The sequence below is a fragment of the Streptomyces sp. NPDC050732 genome (assembly GCF_040654255.1).
Lineage (GTDB): Bacteria > Actinomycetota > Actinomycetes > Streptomycetales > Streptomycetaceae > Streptomyces.
Genome location: NZ_JBFAHP010000001.1, coordinates 22,432 through 41,359, shown reverse-complemented (window position 1 = coordinate 41,359; position 18,928 = coordinate 22,432). Strand labels below are relative to the sequence as shown.

The following is an 18,928-nucleotide window of genomic DNA, read 5'->3' as shown; positions in this document are numbered from 1 at the left end:
CGGGGGCGCCCCGCAGGTGGTGCCCCCGGCCCCGGCCCCGACCTCGCGCAAGAGCGTGACCGGCACCCGCAGGACCGTGGTGGTGCTGTTCCTGCTGCCCGCCCTGGTGCTGCTCGGCGCGCTCGTCCTCTACCCCATCGGGTACTCGCTGTTCCGCAGCTTCTTCGACAAGTCGGGCGACTTCACGGCGTTCGGCAACTACGAGACGCTGTTCACCGACGACAGCATCGTGACCGCCATCAAGAACAACGCGATCTGGCTGGTGGTGGCGCCGACCGTGGCGACCGCGCTCGGTCTGATCTTCGCCGTGCTGACCGAACGGGTCCGCTGGGGCACGGCGTTCAAGCTCGTCATCTTCATGCCGATGGCGATCTCCATGCTGGCCGCGGGCATCATCTTCCGGCTGGTGTACGAGTCCGATCCCGACCGGGGCGTGGCCAACGCGGTGGCGGTGAGCGTGCACGACACGTTCGCGGAGGCGTCGGCGTTCCCGCAGGCGCATCCGAGCATGAACTCGCCCCTCAAGTCGGCGGGCGGCGGCGCCTTCGTCACGAAGGAGCCGGTCGAGGCGGGCAAGCCGGTGGCCCTGCCGCTGACGGGCGTGCCGCCGAACGAGATGCCGGACGACGCGAAGGCCGCGGAGCCTGCGCGGGCCGACCCGGGCCGGGTCACCGGTACGGCCTGGCAGGACTTCACGCGCGGCAAGGGCCGGGGCGAGCCGAACGCCCCCGACTCCTCGGAGTTCGGCTACGCGGGCATCAAGATCGAGGCCGTCAAGGACGGCAAGGTCGTGGCGTCCACGGAGGCGGCGGCGGACGGCACCTTCGCCCTCCCCAAGGAGGCCGACGGGGCCCAACTCCGCTATCCCGCGTCGAACTTCCGCGAGGCGTACAACGGCGTGGACTGGCTCGGCCCGAGTCTGATCACGCCCGCGATCATCGGCTCCTACCTCTGGATGTGGGCGGGCTTCGCGATGGTCCTGATCGCGGCGGGCCTGGCGAGCGTGCCGCGCGAGCTCCTGGAGGCGGCGCGCGTGGACGGCGCCAACGAGTGGCAGGTGTTCCGCCGGGTGACGGTGCCGCTGCTCGCCCCGGTCCTCGCGGTGGTGCTGGTCACGCTCATGATCAACGTACTGAAGATCTTCGACCTGGTCTTCGTGATCCCGCCGGGCTCGTCGAAGGACGAGGCGAACGTGCTGGCGGTCCAGCTGTACAACTCGGCCTTCGGCGACCGGGACGCGGGCGTGGCGAGCGCGATCGCCGTCCTGCTCTTCCTGCTGGTGATTCCGGTGATGCTGTTCAACATCCGGCGGATGAGGCGGGAGGCGCAACGGTGACGCAGATAGAGACCGTCAAGGCCAAGCAGTCCCTGGGTTCGCGCATCGCCTCGGCGCTGGGCGGCACCGCGCTGCGCGTCTTTCTCGTACTGGTGGGCCTGTTCTGGCTGGTGCCGGCGGTCGGGCTGCTGATCGGCTCGCTGCGGACGCCCGCCGACATGAGCGAGAGCGGCTGGTGGAAGGTCTTCGGCGCGCCGTCGCAGATGACGCTGGACAACTACTCCAACCTCCTCGAAGACGACACGATCACCGATTCGATCCTGGCCAGCGTCATGATCACCGTGCCGGCGACGCTGCTCGTCGTGGTGCTCGGGGCGCTCGCCGGGTACGCCTTCGCGTGGATGGACTTCCCGGGCCGCGACTGGTGGTTCATCGGCGTGGTGGGGCTGCTCGTCGTCCCGGTGCAGGTGGCGCTGTTGCCGGTGTCCAAGCTGTTCGGTGAGATCGGCATCTTCGAGACGACGGTCGGCGTGATCCTCTTCCACGTCGCGTTCGGCCTGCCGTTCGCGATCTTCCTGCTGCGGAACTTCTTCGCGGAGATCCCGCGTGAACTTTTGGAGGCGGCCCGGCTCGACGGCGCGGGTGAGATGCGGCTGTTCCTGCGGGTCGTGATGCCGCTGGGGGCGCCCGCGATCGCCTCGCTCGGCATCTTCCAGTTCCTCTGGGTCTGGAACGACATGCTGATCGCGTTGATCTTCGCGGACTCGCAGAACCCGCCGATCACGGTCGCGCTCCAGCAGCAGGTGCGGTTCTTCGGGGACAACGTGCAGATCCTGGCGCCGGGCGCGTTCATCTCGATGGTGATTCCGCTGGCCGTCTTCTTCGCGTTCCAGCGGCAGTTCGTTTCCGGGGTGATGGCGGGGGCGGTGAAGTAGGGGGGCGAGGGCCGGGCCCGGGCGTGGGTACGACCATGACCCGTCCGGGCATGACCATGACCCGTCCGGCCTCCGCGAGAATGGCGTAGCTGCGCGAGAGCTTCGGGACATATGCGGTCAGAGTGGACAGATGTACCACTTGAGCCTGCCGCCCCGACGCCTCCGTCCCGGACCGCTCCCTCCTGTCGTACGACGCCTGCGCGCCACCGCACGGACCGCACGCTTCCGCCTGGAGCGGGCCGCGGCGGGGCGGCAGCGTGGCCCCGCGGTGGGTGCGGGCCGTCGTGGGGGCGGGGCGCCGCTGCTGGTGCCTGTGCATTTCTCCCTGCGGGACAGCCGGACCCTCAACCTCGCGCTCCGCGCGGAGGGCGTCCTCGGCGGGCCGGGCGGCGCGCGCCTTGTGCTGGCGCGGGGACCGCGCAGGGTCGTCGTGCCGCTCGCCAGGGAGGCGCGGCTCGGTGGCGTTCCTCTGCTGACGGCCACGGTGACGCTTCGCGGGATGGGGGACGGCGTGTGGCGGGTCACCGTCGAGACACGGAACGCCGACGGCCGCGTACGACACCACGGCCTCGCCCCCGTCGCCCCCGTCGCCCCGGTCACCCCCACGCCACCGCTGCCCCCACCACCCGCGACACCCACCACCCCCCACGCCCCCGACCCCCTGACCGGCACGCTCGTTCGGATTGTCAGGGCGCGGAGTGGGCGGGCCGTGTTGCAGGCGACGCGGTCGCGGGCGCGGGCGGAGTTGGTGCGGTTCGTGCCGGCCGGGGACGGGATCACGGTGCACGGGAGGCTCGTCTCGGGGAGGCGACCCGGGCGGCCCGAGAAGATGGCAGCCGTGGCTGTGCGGCGGCGCGACGGTGTCGTCGTGCCGGCCGACGTCGCCTGGCACGGGGACGCCTTCACGCTGCGGGTGCCGTTCGGGGCGATGGCCGGGGCGGGCGGCGGGCAGTGGGTGTGGGACTTCCGGGTGGGGCCGCTGCCCCTCGGCCGGTGGCTGACCGACGTGCGCGACCCGTCCACCGCCTACCCCACCCCCTTCCGCGTCTTCGCGCTGCCGGACGGCGCGCTCGTCCGGGCGCACGCCCACTTCACCAGGACCGGCGCCTTCGCGGTGACGTGCTGGGACATCACCACCGAGGCCACCCGGAAGCCCGACAGGGCACCGGAGCCCATCGCCGCGACGGAGTCCGCCGTACCGGAGCCCGACGTCACACGCGCGTTCGCGGAGGAGACCTCATGAAGATCACGTACCTGCTCGGCTGGGGAGACGAGATGGGCGGTACCGAGCTCGCCACGTACACCCAGGCGCGGCACCTCGCGGAGCGTCCCGGCATCGAGGTCGAGGTCGTCTCCGTCTTCCGGACCCGCGCCGAGCCGTTCTTCGCCGAGGCGCGCGGGCTGCCCGTGCGGCACCTCGTGGACCGCACCGTGACGCCCGAACGCCCGTTGCGGGAGAGCGAGTTGGACGATGCCGCGTGCCGGACGCTCGCCGCGCTGCCCAGTGAGCTGATCAGGCCCGCCTGGGAGGGCGCCTTCGACCGGCTGTCCGACGTCGAGATGACCGCGGCGCTCGGCGCGATCGACACGGATGTGCTGGTCACCACGACGCCCGCGCTCCTCGCCGCCGCCGTGGCGCTCGTGCCCGCGCGGGTCGTCACCGTGCACCAGGAGCACCGCCCCACCCAGCGCCGCGGCCCGTCCGGCGAACCGCTGCTGCTGCACGCGCCGCGCCTGGACGCCCTGGTCACGCTCACCGGGCGCACCCGCGACTGGATCGCGGAGTCCCTGGGTGCCACCGCTCCCGAGCTTGCCGTCATCCCGAACGCCGTGCCCGACGGCTTCCGGCCGCGCGCGGACGGCGAGGGCAAGGTCATCGTGATGGCGGCGCGGCTGACCGGCGAGAAGCGCGTCGACCACGCCGTCCGGGCGTTCGCGCAGGTCGCCGACGCGCATCCGGAGTGGACGCTGCGGATCTTCGGCAGCGGCCACCGCGAGCGGCAGCTGCGCCGGCTGGTCGACGGGTTCGGGCTTCAGGACCGGGTGGAGCTGCTCGGGCCCAGCCGGGACATGGCGGCCGAGTGGGCCAAGGCGGGGCTGAGCCTGATGACGGCGGGGCACAACGAGGCGTTTCCGCTCGTGCTCCTCGAAGCGCTGGCCGCCGGGGTTCCCGTGGTCGCGTACGACGTGCTGACGGGGCCCGCCGAGATCGTGCGGCACCGTGTCGACGGGCTGCTCGTGCCCCCCGGCCGGGTCGACGAACTCGCCATCGCCATGGGCGAGTTGATGGTGGACGACGCGACCAGGCGCGCGTACGCCCGGGCGGCCCGCGAAGGCGTCTACGCGCGCTTCTCCTCCGCGGACGTCACCGCGCGCTGGGAGGAGCTGTACACGCGGCTCGTCGCGGGGCGCGACCGGCCGGAGCGGCTGCGGACGCGCGCGGACCGGGTGGCGCTCGGCGTGGCGTCCGGCGGCAGCGGTTTCCGGCCCACCGCCCCGCACACCTTCGACGCCGCGGCCGCCGCCGACGAGCACGCCCGCGAGGAGGAGATCCGCGCCGCCGACGGCACGGGCCGCGTCATCCGCTCGGTGGGCCGCCTCGCCGAGCGGCGCGACGACGTGCTCGCGCCCCGCATGGCCGACTGGAACCTGGAGCTCGCCGCGGACGCCCTGGCGGCGCAGGACGTCCCCTACGTCGTCGTCCGCACCACCAACGGCACCGCCCACACCCTGGCCGTGGCGGAGGACGACCGGGGCCGCGCGCTGAAGGCACTCGCCGGGGCGCTGCGCGGGCAGCCCGTCTACGCCGAGCTGGTCAACCCGCGCGACGCGGCGCCCGGCACCGTGCTCGCCGAACGCCTCGACACCATCGGCGACTTGGCGGGCGTCAAGCTGTTCAAGCCGGTCACCACGACCACGCTGTCGCTGCGCCACGGCGCGGGCCTCGCCTGCACGGTGGGCTTCTGGAGGCGGACGCCGGAAGGGTTCTTCCGGGCCCCCTTCGGTGCGACGCTGGCGGGCGCCGAGCTGCCCTCGCTCACGCCGACGGCGACGCTGCGCGTGGCCGACCGGGCGTATCCGACCCTGGACGTGTTCACCGAACTCCTCGTCAAGGACGTCGACTTCCCCGTCGACGCGGTCTACACCTGGGTCGACGACTCGGATCCGGAGTGGCGTGCCCTGCGCGACGCGACGCTCGGCGGCGGCGGCACGTCGGCCGACAACGGCGCGGTGCGCTTCCGCAACCGCGACGAGCTCCGCTTCAGCCTGCGCTCCCTCGCGATGTACGCGCCGTGGATCCGGCACGTGTACCTCGTCACGGCCGGGCAGGTCCCGCCGTGGCTCGACCGGGACCACCCGGGCCTGACGGTCGTCGACCACCGCGACCTGTTCGCCGACCCCGAGGCGTGCCTGCCGACCTTCAACTCGCACTCCATCGAGTCACAGCTGCACCGCATCGAGGGCCTGTCGGAGCACTTCCTCTACTTCAACGACGACATGTTCCTGGGCCGCCCCACCAACCCGGACACCTTCTTCCTCAGCAACGGCCTCGCCCGCTTCTTCTGGTCGTCGGCGTCGGTGCCCGCACTGCCGGTCACGGAGGCCGACGAGGGCTATCTGGCGGCGGCGAAGAACAACCGCGAGCTGCTGCGCCGCGCGTTCGGCAGGACGACGACGCACACCTTCTTCCACGTGCCGTACGCGCTGCGCCGCAGCGTGCTGCGGGAGATCACCGAGCGCTTCCCGGACCAGCTCGCGGCCACGGCCCGCAGCCGGTTCCGCTGCCGCGACGACTTCTCGCTCGTCTCGTCGCTGCACCACCACTACGCGTACCTCACCGGGCGTGCGGTGCCCGGCGGCATCTCGTACGACTTCGTCGACATCGGCGACCGTGCCGACCACGCGCGGCTGGGGCGGCTGCTCCAGAACCGCGACAGGACCGCGTTCTGCATCGGGGAGTCCCCCGACGGCGGGGTGACGGACGAGGAGATGGCGCTCGCCATCCGGTCGTTCCTCACGGCGTACTTCCCGGTGCGCTCGCCCTACGAGCTCTGAGGCGCGGCGAGGAAGAGCCGCCGGACGACGCGTTCGGCGGCCTTTCCGTCGTCGTAGGGGCAGAAGCGTTCCCGGAACGCCGTCCGCAGGGCCGTCGTCTCCGCCGTGTCCCAGCCCCCGTACCGGAACAGCCCGGCCAGCTCGTCCTCGGTGGTGGCGACGGCGCCCGGTGTCTCGCCGGGGCGTCCGGAGAGCAGGTCGAAGTAGGTGCCGCGGGCGAGGCGGTAGGCCTGCCAGTCGGGGGCGTAGGTGACGATGGGGCGGTCCAGGCAGGCGTAGTCGAACATCAGCGACGAGTAGTCGGTGACGAGGGCGTCGGCGGCCAGGCAGAGCTCCTCGACGTGCGGGTGCCCGGTTACATCGACGACGCCGCCGAGCTGCGGGTGGCTCTCCAGGCCTGCGTCGGCGCCGTAGAAGTAGTGGGCGCGCACGAGCACGACGTACGACGGGCCGAGCGTCTCGGCGAAGCGGCGCAGGTCGAGGCGGGGCAGGAAGCCCTTCTGGTAGTCGCGGTGGGTGGGCGCGTACAGCAGCACGGTCCGTCCGTCGTCGACGCCCAACTGCGCCCGGATGCGCCCCACTTCGTCTTCTCCCGCGGTGAAGTAGATGTCGTTGCGCGGATAGCCCGCCTCCAGGGGCTGGTAGGCGACGGACGGGTAGACGCGCTCCCAGACCTCCGTGGAGTGCGGGTTCGAAGAGAGGCTGAAGTCCCACTGGTCGGTGTGGTCGAGGACCTTCTGGAAGCTGATGCCGTGCGTGCCCGCCGGGTAGCGGCGCTGGTCGAGGCCCATCGTCTTCAGCGGGGTGCCGTGGTGGGTCTGGAGGTAGACCTGGCCGGGGCGTTTGGTGAAGCCGCCGGGGAAGCTGGAGTTGTTGACGAGGTACGTCGCGGTGGCCATCGCCTGCCAGTAGCGCCGGGAGCCCTCGATGACGTACTCGACGCCCGGGGGCACCCGGTGCTTGTTGCGGCTGGACACCACCCACACGCCCCGGACGTGCGGGGCGAGTTCACGCGCCTTGGCGTGGATCGCGGCCGGGTTGCAGGAGACGCCGCGGTTCCAGTAGGCGCCGTAGACCGCGAGGTGCGGGTCGAGGGGGCGGCGCAGATCGGCGCGGTAGGCGGCGCGCAGGGCGCGGGCCCGCAGCTTCTTCTTCTGCCGCGTCAGCCTGCGGGTGACGCGCAGCCGCCGCGTCTCGGCCTTGCGCAGGCCTTCGTAGGCGGCGAAGGAGGCGGTGGCGAGGGCCTTGCCCTCGGGAGTCCCGGGTGCGGTGCCCGCGGGCGCGTACGTCCGGTGGACGCGGGACGCCTCGCGGAAGAAGTCGCGCCGGTCGGCCTGCCGGATCCGGCCGGGGTCGTCGAGGACGGCGAGCAGGTGTGCGGCGGCGTGCGGCAGGAGCCGGGCGCGCTCCTCGGGTCCGGCGGCCGCGAGCAGCTGCTCGTACCGTCCGACGACGGCGAAGTGCGCGCGGCCCGGCGTCTTGGTGAAGCTGCCCGCCCGCCGCTCGCGCCAGCGCACGCAGGGCCGGTCGAGCACGGCGACGCGGTCGCCCGCGCGGAGGGTCGCGGTGTGGACCGGCACCACGTCCTCGTACGCGCCGGAAGAGAAGGCGAGCTCCTGTCCCCGCCAGAAGTCGCGCCGGAAGACACGGTTCCAGGCGGCGGGGGTGACGGCGAGGGGGTCGCCCGTGAGGTCGTCGCCGCCGGGGCGGACGTTCTCCCACCAGTCGACGCGGTCGTGGGCGCAGAGCAGGACGTCGGGGTCGCCGGCCGCGGTGAGTGCCGCGTCGACGGCCGCGAGGGCGCCGGAGAGCAGCAGGTCGTCGCCGTCGAGGAAGAGGAGGTGGTCGCCGGTGGCGTGGTCGGCGCCGGTGTTGCGGGCGGGTCCCGTGCCCGTCCGGTCGGGGACGCGGACGACGTGCGTGCGCGGGTCGCGCTCCGCGTACTCCGCGGCGATCGCGGCCGAGGCGTCGGGGGACGCGTCGTCGACGACGATCAGTTCGAGGTCGCCGAAGGACTGGGTGAGCACCGACTCCAGGCACGCGCGCAGGTAGCCCTGGACGCGGTGGACGGGGACGACTACCGAGAAGCGCGTCATGGGCACCGACCGTAGTCAGCCGGGCACCGCCTGTCGAAGACCGCGCGTCACTCGTTGGGGTGGTCGAGTGCAAAGACCTTGACCGTCGTGAGACGCGAGCGGGCAAAGGGGACGAATATGCCGTTATCCCCACCGAAAGGCCGGTTCGCGTGCAGCCCCGTCTCAGCGTCGTCGTACCCATCTACAACGTCGAGGAGTTTCTGGAGGAGTGCCTGGAGTCGATCGCCGGGCAGACCATGGACGGCCCCGGCCTGCTGGGCGGTCCCGAGGCGCGCGGCGGTCTGGAGTGCATCCTCGTCGACGACGGTTCGACGGACGGCAGCCCCCGCATCGCCCGCGAGTTCGCCGCGAAGGACCCCCGCTTCGTCTACGTCCGCCAGCGCAACGCGGGACTGAGCGCCGCCCGCAACACCGGGGTGCGCAAGGCGTCCCCCACGGCCGAGTTCCTCACCTTCGTCGACAGTGACGACGTCGTGCCGCACGACGCGTACGGACGGATGATCGCGAGCCTCGACGCCACCGGCTCCGACTTCGCGAGCGGCAACGTCTGGCGGCTCACCGAGCGCGGCCGCTCGCAGGCCTGGCAGTACAAGTGGCTGACCGAGGCGCGCGCGAGCACCCACATCTCCGAGGACCTGGACCTGCTCTCCGACCGCGTGGCCTGGAACAAGGTGTTCCGCCGCGCTTTCTGGGACCGGCACCGCTTCACCTTCCCCGAGGGCAAGCTCTACGAGGACACCCCCGTGATGATCCCGGCGCACTTCCTCGCCGGATCCGTGGACGTGCTCAGCGACCACGTCTACTACTGGCGGGTCCGCGAGGGCTCCATCACCCGGCGCCGCACCGACGTCAAGGGCGTCCGCGACCGGATCGCGGCGTGCGCGCACGTCAGCGCGTTCCTGGCCCGGCACGCGCCGGAGATGAAGAAGACGTACGACGCGTCCTGCCTGCGCGACGACTTCGTGTACTTCCTGGAGGGGCTGCCGATGGGCGGCCCCGAGTACCGCTCGGCGTTCCTCACGGACACGGCCGCGTTCCTGCGCCGCGCCGACCCGGACGTGCTCGCCGGGCTCCCCGTCGACCTGCGCGTCAAGTGGCAGCTCGTCCGCGAGGCGCGCACCGCCGAGCTCATCGAGCTGCTCGCCTTCGAGCGGGCCAACGGCTCGGCCTTCCACGTGCGCGGGAAGGTGCGGCGCAGCGCCGTGTACCCCGGGGTCGGCCCGCTGCCCGACAAGGTGGCGCGCCTCGGCCGGGGCGAACTCCCCGTCGTGGCCCGGGTGAGCGAGGCGCGGTGGGACGCCGAGGGGAAGCTGCGGATCAGCGGCTACGCGTACGTCCGCAACCTGGAGGCGACCCGTCCCGGGCACTCCGTGAAGGCGGGCCTGCTCAAGTCCGCGCACAGCAGGCGCCAGGTCCGCCGCGTGCCGACGCGGACGGTCACCGCGCCGGAGGCCACCGAGAAGTCCCGGCAGCGGCTGCACTGCTACGACCTGTCCGGCTTCGAGATGACCGTCGACCCCGAACAGCTGCGGACCGGCGGTCGCTGGCGGCCGGGGAACTGGCTGTTCGGCGTGGTCGTCGCGGGCCACGGCACGGTACGGCGGGCGGCCGTGCGGTCCTCGGACGGGGCGTCCGCGCAGTCCCTGGCGCGGGATCTCGGCGACGGGCTGCGGCTCGTCCTCGGCTTCAGCAAGGGCCGGCTCGTGCTGCGGATCCAGGAGTACGCGGCGCGCGTGGACGCCCACCGCCGCGACGGGGACGACGTGGTCCTGACGGGCACCCTGCCGGAAGGTGCGCGGCCCGCCTCGCTCCGCCTCACCCACGCGCACACGCAGACGGAGTTCGACTGTCCGGTGCGCGTCACCGGCGACCGCTTCGAAGTGCGCGTCCGGCTCGCCGACCTGGACGGCGTGCCGCCCACCCCGCACCTGGCGCCCAAGGAGGTCGAGCCGCCGCACGGCGAGCGCTGGCAGGCGGGCCTCGTCCTGCCCGACGGCACCCTGAAGCCCGTGGCCGCCGCCCTCGACCTGCCCCCCGGCCGGTACGCCTCCCCCGCGGGCCGCGAGCTGTGCGCCACCGCCAACGACCAGGGCCGCCTCGTCGTCGAACTGACGCGCCGGCCGATCGCCGACCGCGTCGCATGGGGCCCGGACGACACGCTGACCGTGGAGGGCTCCCTGGCCGGGGGCGGCCGGCACGAGCCCGAGCTGGTCCTGCGGCACAGCGGCCGCGACGAGGAGCTGACGGTCCCGGCCGAGCTGGACGGCGACCGCTTCCGTGCGGTGGTCGCGCCGGGCGGCGGGGTGCTGCGCGAGGGCCGGTGGTACGCGTTCCTGCGCGACGGCACAGAAACCGGCACCGGGGCCGAGGACGGGGTGCCGGTGCGGCTGCTCGCGTCCGCGGGCGTCACGCTGCCCCTCCACCACACCGCCCAGGGGCGGGAGTTCACCGTCGACCGGCGGTTCGGCGACCGGCTGCTCATCGAGGCGGGCTCGGTCCTCTCACGGTCCGAACGCGGCGCGTACCGGCGGCACAGGCTCCGCACCGTCCACTACCCGAGCCGCCGCAGGCTGCCGCTCACCGACGCCGTCCTGTACTTCGACGGGGACTCGCCGCGCGCCGTCCACGAGGAGCTGGTGCGGCGCGGCGCCGACGTCGAGCACCTGTGGGTCACGCACGACCAGCAGACCCGCGTCCCGGCCGGCGCCAAGGGCGTCGAGGAGCACAGCGCCGACTGGTACGAGGCGCTGGCCCGCTGCCGCCGCATCGTCACCGCGGGCCACCTGCCGGACTTCTTCGAGCGGCGGCAGGGCCAGACCGTCGTCCAGACCTGGAACGGCGCCCCGCTCAAGCGCATCGGCACCGACCTGACCGACACCCTCTACGCCGACCACGGCCATCTCGACGCCCTGCCGAAGCTGTCCCGCCAGTGGGACGTGCTCGTCTCGCCGAACCGGTTCTCCACCCCGCACCTGGGCCGCGCCCTGGCCTACGACGGCGAGATCCTGGAGGCGGGCTCGCCCCGCAACGACGTGCTGTTCGACGACGACCGGCGGAAGGTCGCCGAGCGGGTCCGCCGGGAGCTCGGCATCGCCCCGGACAAGCGGGTCGTGCTGTACGCGCCGACGTACCGGGACCATCTCGCGTACTCCCCGGGCCGGTTCCGCTACGAGCCCGCCCTGGACTTCCGCGCCGCCGAGTCCGTGCTCGGCGACGACCACGTCCTGCTCGTCCGCAAGCACCCGCTGACGGCGGGCCGGCTGCCGGGCGCCCGCGCCCCCTTCGTACGCGACGTGTCCGCGCACCCGCGGGCCGCCGAACTCCTGCTGCTCGCCGACGTGCTGGTGACGGACTACTCCTCACTGATGTTCGACTTCGCGCACACCGGCCGCCCGATGCTGTTCCACGCGTACGACCTGGAGCACTACCGCGACACGGTGCGCGGCTTCTACCTCGACTTCGAGACCAGCGCCCCGGGCCCGCTGCTCGCCTCCACCGGTGAGGTCGTCGAGGCGCTGCGCGACCTGGACGCGATCTCGGCCCGGCACGCGGAGGCGTACGCGGCGTTCCGCGAGGCCTACTGCGACCTGGACGACGGGCGGGCCGCGGCCCGTGTCGCGGAGAGGCTCATGCGGTGAGCGGGGCGCTGCTGACCCGCAGGGCCTGCCACGGCGCGACGGCGCTCGGCGGCGGCCGGCGCCGTCGCCCCAGCCCCTATGTCGTCGTCGGCGGGCTGTTCTGGCTGGTGATGTCGCTGGCGTTCTGGCGGGTCCCGATGTGCTGCGACTTCGGGCAGCACGCGGCCGTCGTCGAGCGCCTGAAGGACAACCTGCTGCACCCGGCGCACCCGATGGCGGACCTGCCGGGCCGCGGCAGCGCGTACTACTCGCCGTACGCCGTCGCGCAGGGCGCGTTCGCCAGGGCCACCGGGCTCGCGGGCTGGGAGGTCGTCAAGCTCGCGGGCCCGCTGAACCTCCTCGTCCTGCTCACCGGCATCGGCCGCTTCGTCCGCGTCCTGACGCCCCGCCCGTGGGCGCCGGTTCTCGCGCTGTTCGCGATGGTGCTGCTGTGGGGCACGCGGATGGCGTGGTGGAGCGGCTATCTGGGCCTGATGTCGATGACGGGGAACCTCGGCTACCCGTCGACGTTCGCGATCGGCCTGGCGTTCTGGGCGTGGGCCTGGGCGGGCACCCTCGTCCACCGCGCGGGGCGCTCCTGGTGGCCGTACGCGGGGCTCGGCGTCCTGTGCGGGCTGATCCTGCTCATCCACCCCATCTCGTCGGTGGCGGCGGTGATCGGCGTCGCCGCGTTCGCCGCGTCGGGCCGCACGGTGTGGCACCGGGCGTCGCGCTGGGCGGCGACCGCCGTGACCGCGGCGGCCGTCGCGGCGGTCTGGCCGTACTACAGCGTCTTCTCCCTCGTCGGCGACGCGTCCGTCGACTGGATCCACCGCCAGCTCTACACGGAGATGCCCCAGCGCTTCTGGCTGGCGCTGCTCGGCCTGCCCGCCCTGTGGCTCCGCTTCCGCAGGGACCGCAGGGACCCCCTGGTCCTCATGTTCGCCCTGGACTGCGCGGTCGTCGCGTACGGCTGGATCAGCGGCCACTACACGTACGGCCGCATCCTCGGTCTGACCCTGGTGCCCCTCCAGTTCGCCCTGGCCATCGAGCTCGTGGCACCCCGCCCCTGGGGGTGGCGGCGCGGCGCGCTCGTCGGGGCCGCGGCCCTCGGCGCCTGCGTCGGCTTCTTCCAGATCCAGGCGGGCGCCGTCGTGCCGCGCGCCCTGGACCCGGTCGGCTTCGACCAGCCGCCGCGCTGGCCCGGCTACGGGTGGGCGGTCGGCCACCTGCGCAAGGGCGACGTCGTCCTGACCGACGGCTACCGCCCCACCCGCTCCGTGCCCGGCTACGGCGCCAACCTCGTCGCCCCCGCCTGGCCGGACGCCTCACTCGACGAGGACGTGCGCAACCGGCGCCTGGCGGCCGTGCGCGCCTATCTGTCCCCGGAGTCCACGCGCGCCGAGCGCACCGCGATCGTCCGCCGCTACCAGGTGCGGTGGCTGCTGCTCTCGCCCGGCCAACGCGTGCCGCCCGAGGCGGTGGTGGTCAGCTGGGGTCCGCGCACCGGTGAGGTGCTCGCGCGGGTCGGCGGGGCGGGGCAATCACCCCGGGGCGGCGCGGCACCCGCGAATAGCCCCCTAATCGGATAATTACGAGAAACGCCTAACATTTCCCCTGTGGACCGCATCCTGCCTCACCCGACTGCCCAGAACACCCCTGCCACTAACCCCTCCGCCTCCCTCGTCTCGGTCGTCGTGATCGGCTACAACGACGCGGCCCACGTCGCGGACGCGGTGCGCTCCGCGCTGGCCCAGGGCCCCGTCGTCCGCGAGGTGATCGCGGTCGACGACTGCTCGACGGACGGCAGCGGTGAGGTCCTTGCCGCGCTCGCCGCCGCCGACGGGCGCGTGCGGGTCGTCCGCCGCGAGACCAACAGCGGCGGCTGCGGCACCCCCCGCAACGACGGGATCGACGCCGCCGCCGCGCCCTACGTGATGTTCCTCGACAGCGACGACGTGCTGCCGCCCGGCGCGGCCGACGCGCTGCTCGCCGCCTCGCTGAAGCACGGCGCGGAGGTCGCGTCGGGGCTGTGCGTGCGCCGCGAGCTGCCCTCCGGGCGCGAGGTCCCCTGGCAGCCCGAGCTCTACACCCGGGCCCGGCTCGTCGCCCGCCCCGAGCTGCGCACCCGCCTGGTCCACGACACGCTCTGCGTCAACAAGCTCTACCGCACCGCGTTCCTGCGCGAGCACGGCATCCGCTTCCCCGAAGGCCGCTTCATCTACGAGGACTTCGTCTTCACCGCACGGATGCTCGCCGCCGCGCCGCGCATCGCGCTCGTCCCCGACACGGTCTACGTGTGGCACGTGCGGCGCGCCGCCGCCAAGCTGTCGATCTCCCTGGACCGCTCCGGGATCGCCAACTGGCAGGCCCGCATGGAGGCGCACCGCCAGTCCGTGGAGATCCTGCGGGACGCGCGCGGCACCGGCGGCAAGCGGCTCGCGCGGGCGGCCCGCGCCAAGTTCGTCGACCACGGCCTGCGCATGTACACGCGTGAACTCACCGCGCGCGGCACGGAGTACCAGCGCGAGTGGTGGACCCTCACGCGCGCCTACCTGGCGACGTTCGACGCCGCCGACCTCGAAGCGGCGCCCGCGCCGGGCCGCGTCATCGCCCGCGTGCTCCTCGCCTCCGAACAGCCGCGCGACCTGACCCGCCTCAAGCAGGTGGCGGCGCGCCCGGCGCGGCTCGCGCCGCCGTACCCGAGGGCGGCCGACGGCACGCCGGTCTGGGCGGCCGATCTGCCCCAGGTCACCCTGGAACACCTGCTCGTACGCCCCCTGCGCCTGCTGCCCGTCGCGGTCGACGGCGAGCTGCGGCCCGGCGCGGGCGGGTCACGGCTCACGCTGCGGCTGCACGAGCTGTACGGGCGCGTGGCCGGCGCGGGTCCCGCCACGGTCGACGTCGAGCTGGTCCACCGGCACGACGGGCGGCCCGGGCTGCGCCGGACGGCGGCGTTCGGTCAGGAGCGGCCCGACGGGACGTGGGACGCCACGGTCCTGCTGGACCTCGGCTCGCTGGACGACGGTGTGTGGGACGTGCGCCTGCGGCTCCACTTCGACGACGGGACGACGCGCGACACGACCGCGCACGCCGTCGCCGGGCCCGGACTGCTGCGCCGCACGGTGGTGCCGAGCCGGCGGCGCGGGGTGCTGCTCGTCCAGCCGTACGCCACGCAGGCGGGGAACCTGTCGGTGCGGCTCGCGCCCGGGGTGCGGGGCGTCGCGGGGGTGGCGAAGCGGCGCCTGGGGCGGCTGGCGCGCTCCTTGAGGGGCTCCGGAGGCCGCTGACACGCCTCGTACACCGCCTCTGCGACACTGCACCTCCACGCATCACACTCGCGACAAGACGGGACAAGACGACCATGACCTGGCTGATCACCGGCGGCGCCGGATACATCGGGGCGCACGTCGTCCGCGCCATGACGGAGGCGGGCGAGCGGGCCGTGGTCTACGACGACCTGTCCACCGGCATCGCCGAGCGCGTCCCCGACGGGGTGCCGCTGGTGGTCGGCTCGGTCCTCGACGGCGAGCTGCTCACCCGCGCCTTCGCGGAGCACGGGGTCACCGGCATTGTGCACCTGGCGGGCAAGAAGCAGGTCGGCGAGTCCGTCGAGCGCCCGCTGCACTACTACCGCGAGAACGTGGAGGGCCTGCGCGCCCTCCTGGACGCGGCGGTTGCGTCGGGCGTCGCCCACTTCGTCTTCTCCTCCTCCGCCTCGGTGTACGGCATGCCCGACGTCGACCTCGTCACCGAGGAGACGCCGTGCCTGCCGATGAGCCCGTACGGCGAGACGAAGCTGGCGGGCGAGTGGCTGGTCCGCGCGGCGGGTCGCGCGCACGGCCTGGCGACGGCGTCCCTGCGCTACTTCAACGTGGCGGGCGCGGCGGCTCCCGAGCTCGCCGACACCGGCGTCTTCAACCTCGTCCCGATGGTCTTCGAGAAGCTCACCGACGGCGAGGCGCCCCGCGTCTTCGGGGCGGACTACCCCACCCCCGACGGCACGTGCGTACGCGACTACATCCACGTCGTCGACATCGCCGAGGCCCATGTCGCGGCTGCTCGCAGGGTCGCGTCGTCCGCGCCCGGCACGGACCTCGTTCTGAATGTCGGGCGCGGCGAGGGTGTCTCGGTCCGCGAGATGACGGACCTGATCAACGAGGTCACGGGGTACGACACCCCGGCTGTGGTGACCTCCCGCCGCCCCGGCGACCCGGCCCGGGTGGTCGCCTCCGCACACCGCATCGCCACGGAACTCGGCTGGTCGGCGAAGCGCGACGTCCGCGAGATGGTCGCGTCGGCTTGGGAGGGGTGGGTACGGCTGCATCCGGGGGCCGGGCGGAACTAGTCACCCCGGCGGGGGCCGTCCCCCTCGCGGGCACCCTCAGAGCGCCCGCAGCCCCGCCGCCGTAGCCGACGCCAGGGTCGCCAGGTAGCCCTTGGGGAGGTCTGCCCGGACCACCACCGAACGCCAGTAGAGCGGGCCGGAGATCAGGTCCAGTGCCAGGTCCTCGTCGGCGGTCCCGCGGATTTCGCCACGGGCCACGGCTGCCCGCACGATGCCGCTCGCCACGCCGTGCTGACCCTCTCGCAGTGCCTTCTGCAAGGCCTCGGCGATGTCCGGGTTGCGGGCCGCCTCGGCCTGGAGGTCGGGGATGATCTGCGAGGCGACGGGGTGGCGCAGGGCTCGCGAGGTCACCTCGTAGAGGAGTCGCAGGTCGCCTTCCAGGGAGCCCGTGTCGGGGGCGGGCAGGCCCTGTACCGCTATGGCCGACACCAGGTCGAGGACCAGGTGCAGCTTGGAGCGCCAGCGGCGGTAGACGGCGGTCTTGCCGACGCCCGCCCGGCGCGCGATGCCCTCGATCGACATGCGGGCGTAGCCGACGGAGGCCAGTTCCTCGAAGACGGCCGTCCGGATGGCCTCGGTCACGTCCTCGCGGAGCACGGCCGCCCCGGCGGGCGCCCTGCGGCGCGGCTGTTCACCCTGTGGCCTGCTCGTGGTCATGCGGCAAGCATAGAGCGTTACGACGATACGGTTGCGTTCCGACGTCCCGCCGCCCTACTCTCGACGTTGCGACGATACGGGTCCGTCCCGACGTACCCGACGCGCGCCCCAGCCTCCCCCGAGCGAAAGCGACGGACGTGAGCCAGGTCCTCGACGCACCCCCGCCGGCCGCCACGGCGGCCCCCCTCTCCCCGGCCGAACTGGCCGACCGGTACGGCCTGAGCGTCAGCGGCGCCCGGCCCTCCCTGCCCGCCTACGTCCGGCAGCTGTGGCAGCGCCGGCACTTCATCACCGCCTTCGCGACCGCCAAGCTGACGGCCCAGTACAGCCAGGCCAAGCTCGGCCAGCTCTGGCAGGTGATGACCCCGCTCCTGAACGCGGCGGTCTACTACTTCATCTTCGGCGTGCTGATGAACACCAAGCGCGACGTCGAGGACTACGTGCCGTTCCTCGTCACCGGGGTCTTCGTGTTCACCTTCACGCAGGCGTCGGTGATGGCGGGCACCCGCGCGATCTCCGGCAGCCTCGGCCTCGTCCGCGCCCTGCACTTCCCGCGCGCCTCGCTGCCCATCTCGTACTGCCTGCAACAGCTCCAGCAGTTGCTGTTCTCCATGGGCGCGCTGCTCGTGATCCTGCTCTGCTTCGGCGTCCCGCCCACCGCGTCCTGGCTGCTCGTGGTGCCGGTGCTCGCACTGCAGTTCACGTTCAACACCGGCCTGGCGCTCGTCATGGCGCGGCTCGGCAGCAGGACGCCGGACATCGCGCAGCTGATGCCGTTCGTGCTGCGCACCTGGATGTACGCGTCCGGGGTGATGTGGAGCATCGACGCCGTCCTCAAGGACCGGGACCTGCCGCGCGTCGTGCAGACCGTCCTGGAGGCCAATCCGGCCGCCGTCTACATCGACCTGATGCGGTTCGCGCTCATCGACTCCTTCCACGCGGACCAGCTCCCGCACCACGTCTGGGCGTGGGCCCTGGGGTGGGCGCTGCTCGCCGGGGTCGGCGGGTTCATCTACTTCTGGAAGGCAGAGGAGACGTACGGCCGTGGCTGAGACAGGAACCGGGGGCGCCGGCGCCCCCACCGTGATCGTCGACGCCGTCGACATCGTCTACCGCGTGCACGGCGCGGGTGGCACGGCCGGGCGCGGGGCCGCGACCGCCGCGCTCGGGCGCATCCTGAAGCGGGGCGGCTCCGGCGGCGTACGCACGGTGCACGCCGTCAGGAACGTGTCGTTCACCGCGTACAAGGGCGAGGCCATCGGCCTCATCGGCACGAACGGGTCGGGCAAGTCCACGCTGCTCAAGGCCGTCGCGGGGCTGCTTCCCGTCGAGCGCGGGCGCATCTTCACCGACGGCCAGCCCTCGCTGCTCGGCGTCAACGCCGCCCTGATGAACGACCTGACCGGCGAGCGCAACGTCCACCTCGGGGGCCTCGCGATGGGCATGTCCCGCGAGCAGGTCAAGGAGCGCTACCAGGAGATCGTCGACTTCTCCGGGATCAACGAGAAGGGCGACTTCATCACCCTGCCCATGCGGACGTATTCGTCAGGCATGGCCGCCCGGCTGCGGTTCTCCATCGGCTCCGCCAAGGACCATGACGTTCTCCTGATCGACGAGGCCCTCGCCACCGGTGACCGCTCCTTCCAGAAGCGCTCCGAGGCCCGCATCCGCGAGCTGCGCAAGCGCGCGGGCACGGTCTTCCTGGTCAGCCACAACAACAAGTCGATCCGCGACACCTGCGACCGCGTGCTGTGGCTGGAGCGCGGCGAGCTGCGGATGGACGGTCCCACGGAGGACGTGATGAAGGAGTACGAGCGGTTCACGGGCGGCGGCAAGGGCTCCGGCAAGGGGTGACCTCCGGGGCCCTGGGCGAGCCCTGGGCCGTATCCCTTTTGTCGCATCAATACGCCCATCCTTACACTTAGGGAGCGTTTAGCAACAGA

Annotated in this window: 12 protein-coding genes; 10 read left to right on the top strand and 2 right to left on the bottom strand. The window is 72.9% G+C overall.

All coding sequences use genetic code 11. From position 1 onward, the window contains the following. Positions 1–55: 55 nt before the first annotated feature. The 4 genes from AB0H82_RS00125 (at position 56) to AB0H82_RS00110 (ending at position 6,267) form a co-directional block, all read left to right on the top strand. The gene (locus tag AB0H82_RS00125) at positions 56–1,336 is read left to right on the top strand and encodes a sugar ABC transporter permease (protein WP_362987687.1); all 1,281 of its coding nucleotides are present in this window, start codon (positions 56–58) and stop codon (positions 1,334–1,336) included. Positions 1,337–1,341: 5 nt separating this feature from the next. After that, positions 1,342–2,211: a carbohydrate ABC transporter permease gene (locus AB0H82_RS00120; protein WP_362987685.1), complete on the top strand. Its 870-nt coding sequence runs from the start codon at positions 1,342–1,344 to the stop codon at positions 2,209–2,211. Positions 2,212–2,341: 130 nt separating this feature from the next. Then, positions 2,342–3,454 (top strand): hypothetical protein, encoded by a 1,113-nt coding sequence (locus AB0H82_RS00115; RefSeq protein WP_362987074.1) that lies wholly within the window; start codon positions 2,342–2,344, stop codon positions 3,452–3,454. After that, positions 3,451–6,267, top strand: a complete 2,817-nt coding sequence (locus AB0H82_RS00110) for a stealth conserved region 3 domain-containing protein (RefSeq protein WP_362987072.1) — start codon at positions 3,451–3,453, stop codon at positions 6,265–6,267. The genes AB0H82_RS00115 and AB0H82_RS00110 overlap by 4 nt, the downstream gene beginning before the upstream one ends. Here the strand turns inward: AB0H82_RS00110 and AB0H82_RS00105 are convergent. After that, positions 6,255–8,363 (bottom strand): bifunctional glycosyltransferase family 2 protein/CDP-glycerol:glycerophosphate glycerophosphotransferase, encoded by a 2,109-nt coding sequence (locus tag AB0H82_RS00105; protein ID WP_362987070.1) that lies wholly within the window; start codon positions 8,361–8,363, stop codon positions 6,255–6,257. The two genes, AB0H82_RS00110 and AB0H82_RS00105, sit on opposite strands and share 13 nt — an antisense overlap. A gap of 149 nt (positions 8,364–8,512) precedes the next feature. Between AB0H82_RS00105 and AB0H82_RS00100 the strand changes: the two genes are divergently transcribed. The 4 genes from AB0H82_RS00100 (at position 8,513) to galE (ending at position 16,328) form a co-directional block, all read left to right on the top strand. Next, positions 8,513–12,001 (top strand): CDP-glycerol glycerophosphotransferase family protein, encoded by a 3,489-nt coding sequence (locus tag AB0H82_RS00100; RefSeq protein ID WP_362987068.1) that lies wholly within the window; start codon positions 8,513–8,515, stop codon positions 11,999–12,001. Next, positions 11,998–13,572 (top strand): hypothetical protein, encoded by a 1,575-nt coding sequence (locus AB0H82_RS00095; RefSeq protein WP_362987066.1) that lies wholly within the window; start codon positions 11,998–12,000, stop codon positions 13,570–13,572. The genes AB0H82_RS00100 and AB0H82_RS00095 overlap by 4 nt, the downstream gene beginning before the upstream one ends. 36 nt (positions 13,573–13,608) lie before the next feature. Next, positions 13,609–15,270 carry a glycosyltransferase family A protein gene (locus AB0H82_RS00090; protein ID WP_362987683.1) on the top strand — a complete coding sequence of 554 codons (1,662 nt, stop codon included), beginning with the start codon at positions 13,609–13,611 and terminating at the stop codon, positions 15,268–15,270. A gap of 74 nt (positions 15,271–15,344) precedes the next feature. Next, complete coding sequence (gene galE, locus AB0H82_RS00085; RefSeq protein ID WP_362987063.1) at positions 15,345–16,328, top strand: UDP-glucose 4-epimerase GalE; 984 nt, start codon at positions 15,345–15,347, stop codon at positions 16,326–16,328. A gap of 36 nt (positions 16,329–16,364) precedes the next feature. On the opposite strand, the gene AB0H82_RS00080 is transcribed toward galE, so the two are convergent. After that, the gene (locus AB0H82_RS00080; RefSeq protein WP_362987061.1) at positions 16,365–16,985 is read right to left on the bottom strand and encodes a TetR/AcrR family transcriptional regulator; all 621 of its coding nucleotides are present in this window, start codon (positions 16,983–16,985) and stop codon (positions 16,365–16,367) included. 137 nt (positions 16,986–17,122) lie between these two features. On the opposite strand from AB0H82_RS00080, the gene AB0H82_RS00075 reads away from it, so the two are divergent. After that, positions 17,123–18,037 (top strand): ABC transporter permease, encoded by a 915-nt coding sequence (locus AB0H82_RS00075; RefSeq protein ID WP_362987059.1) that lies wholly within the window; start codon positions 17,123–17,125, stop codon positions 18,035–18,037. Next, positions 18,030–18,839 carry an ABC transporter ATP-binding protein gene (locus tag AB0H82_RS00070; protein WP_362987057.1) on the top strand — a complete coding sequence of 270 codons (810 nt, stop codon included), beginning with the start codon at positions 18,030–18,032 and terminating at the stop codon, positions 18,837–18,839. The genes AB0H82_RS00075 and AB0H82_RS00070 overlap by 8 nt, the downstream gene beginning before the upstream one ends. Positions 18,840–18,928 lie beyond the last annotated feature (89 nt).

What these genes read in the sequence shown, in the direction of transcription:
- AB0H82_RS00105 (WP_362987070.1), bottom strand. Translation starts at nt 8,363, where the DNA reads ATGACGCGCTTCTCGGTAGTCGTCCCCGTCCACCGCGTCCAGGGCTAC.
- galE (WP_362987063.1), top strand. Translation starts at nt 15,345, where the DNA reads ATGACCTGGCTGATCACCGGCGGCGCCGGATACATCGGGGCGCACGTC.
- AB0H82_RS00110 (WP_362987072.1), top strand. Translation starts at nt 3,451, where the DNA reads ATGAAGATCACGTACCTGCTCGGCTGGGGAGACGAGATGGGCGGTACC.
- AB0H82_RS00080 (WP_362987061.1), bottom strand. Translation starts at nt 16,985, where the DNA reads ATGACCACGAGCAGGCCACAGGGTGAACAGCCGCGCCGCAGGGCGCCC.
- AB0H82_RS00115 (WP_362987074.1), top strand. Translation starts at nt 2,342, where the DNA reads ATGTACCACTTGAGCCTGCCGCCCCGACGCCTCCGTCCCGGACCGCTC.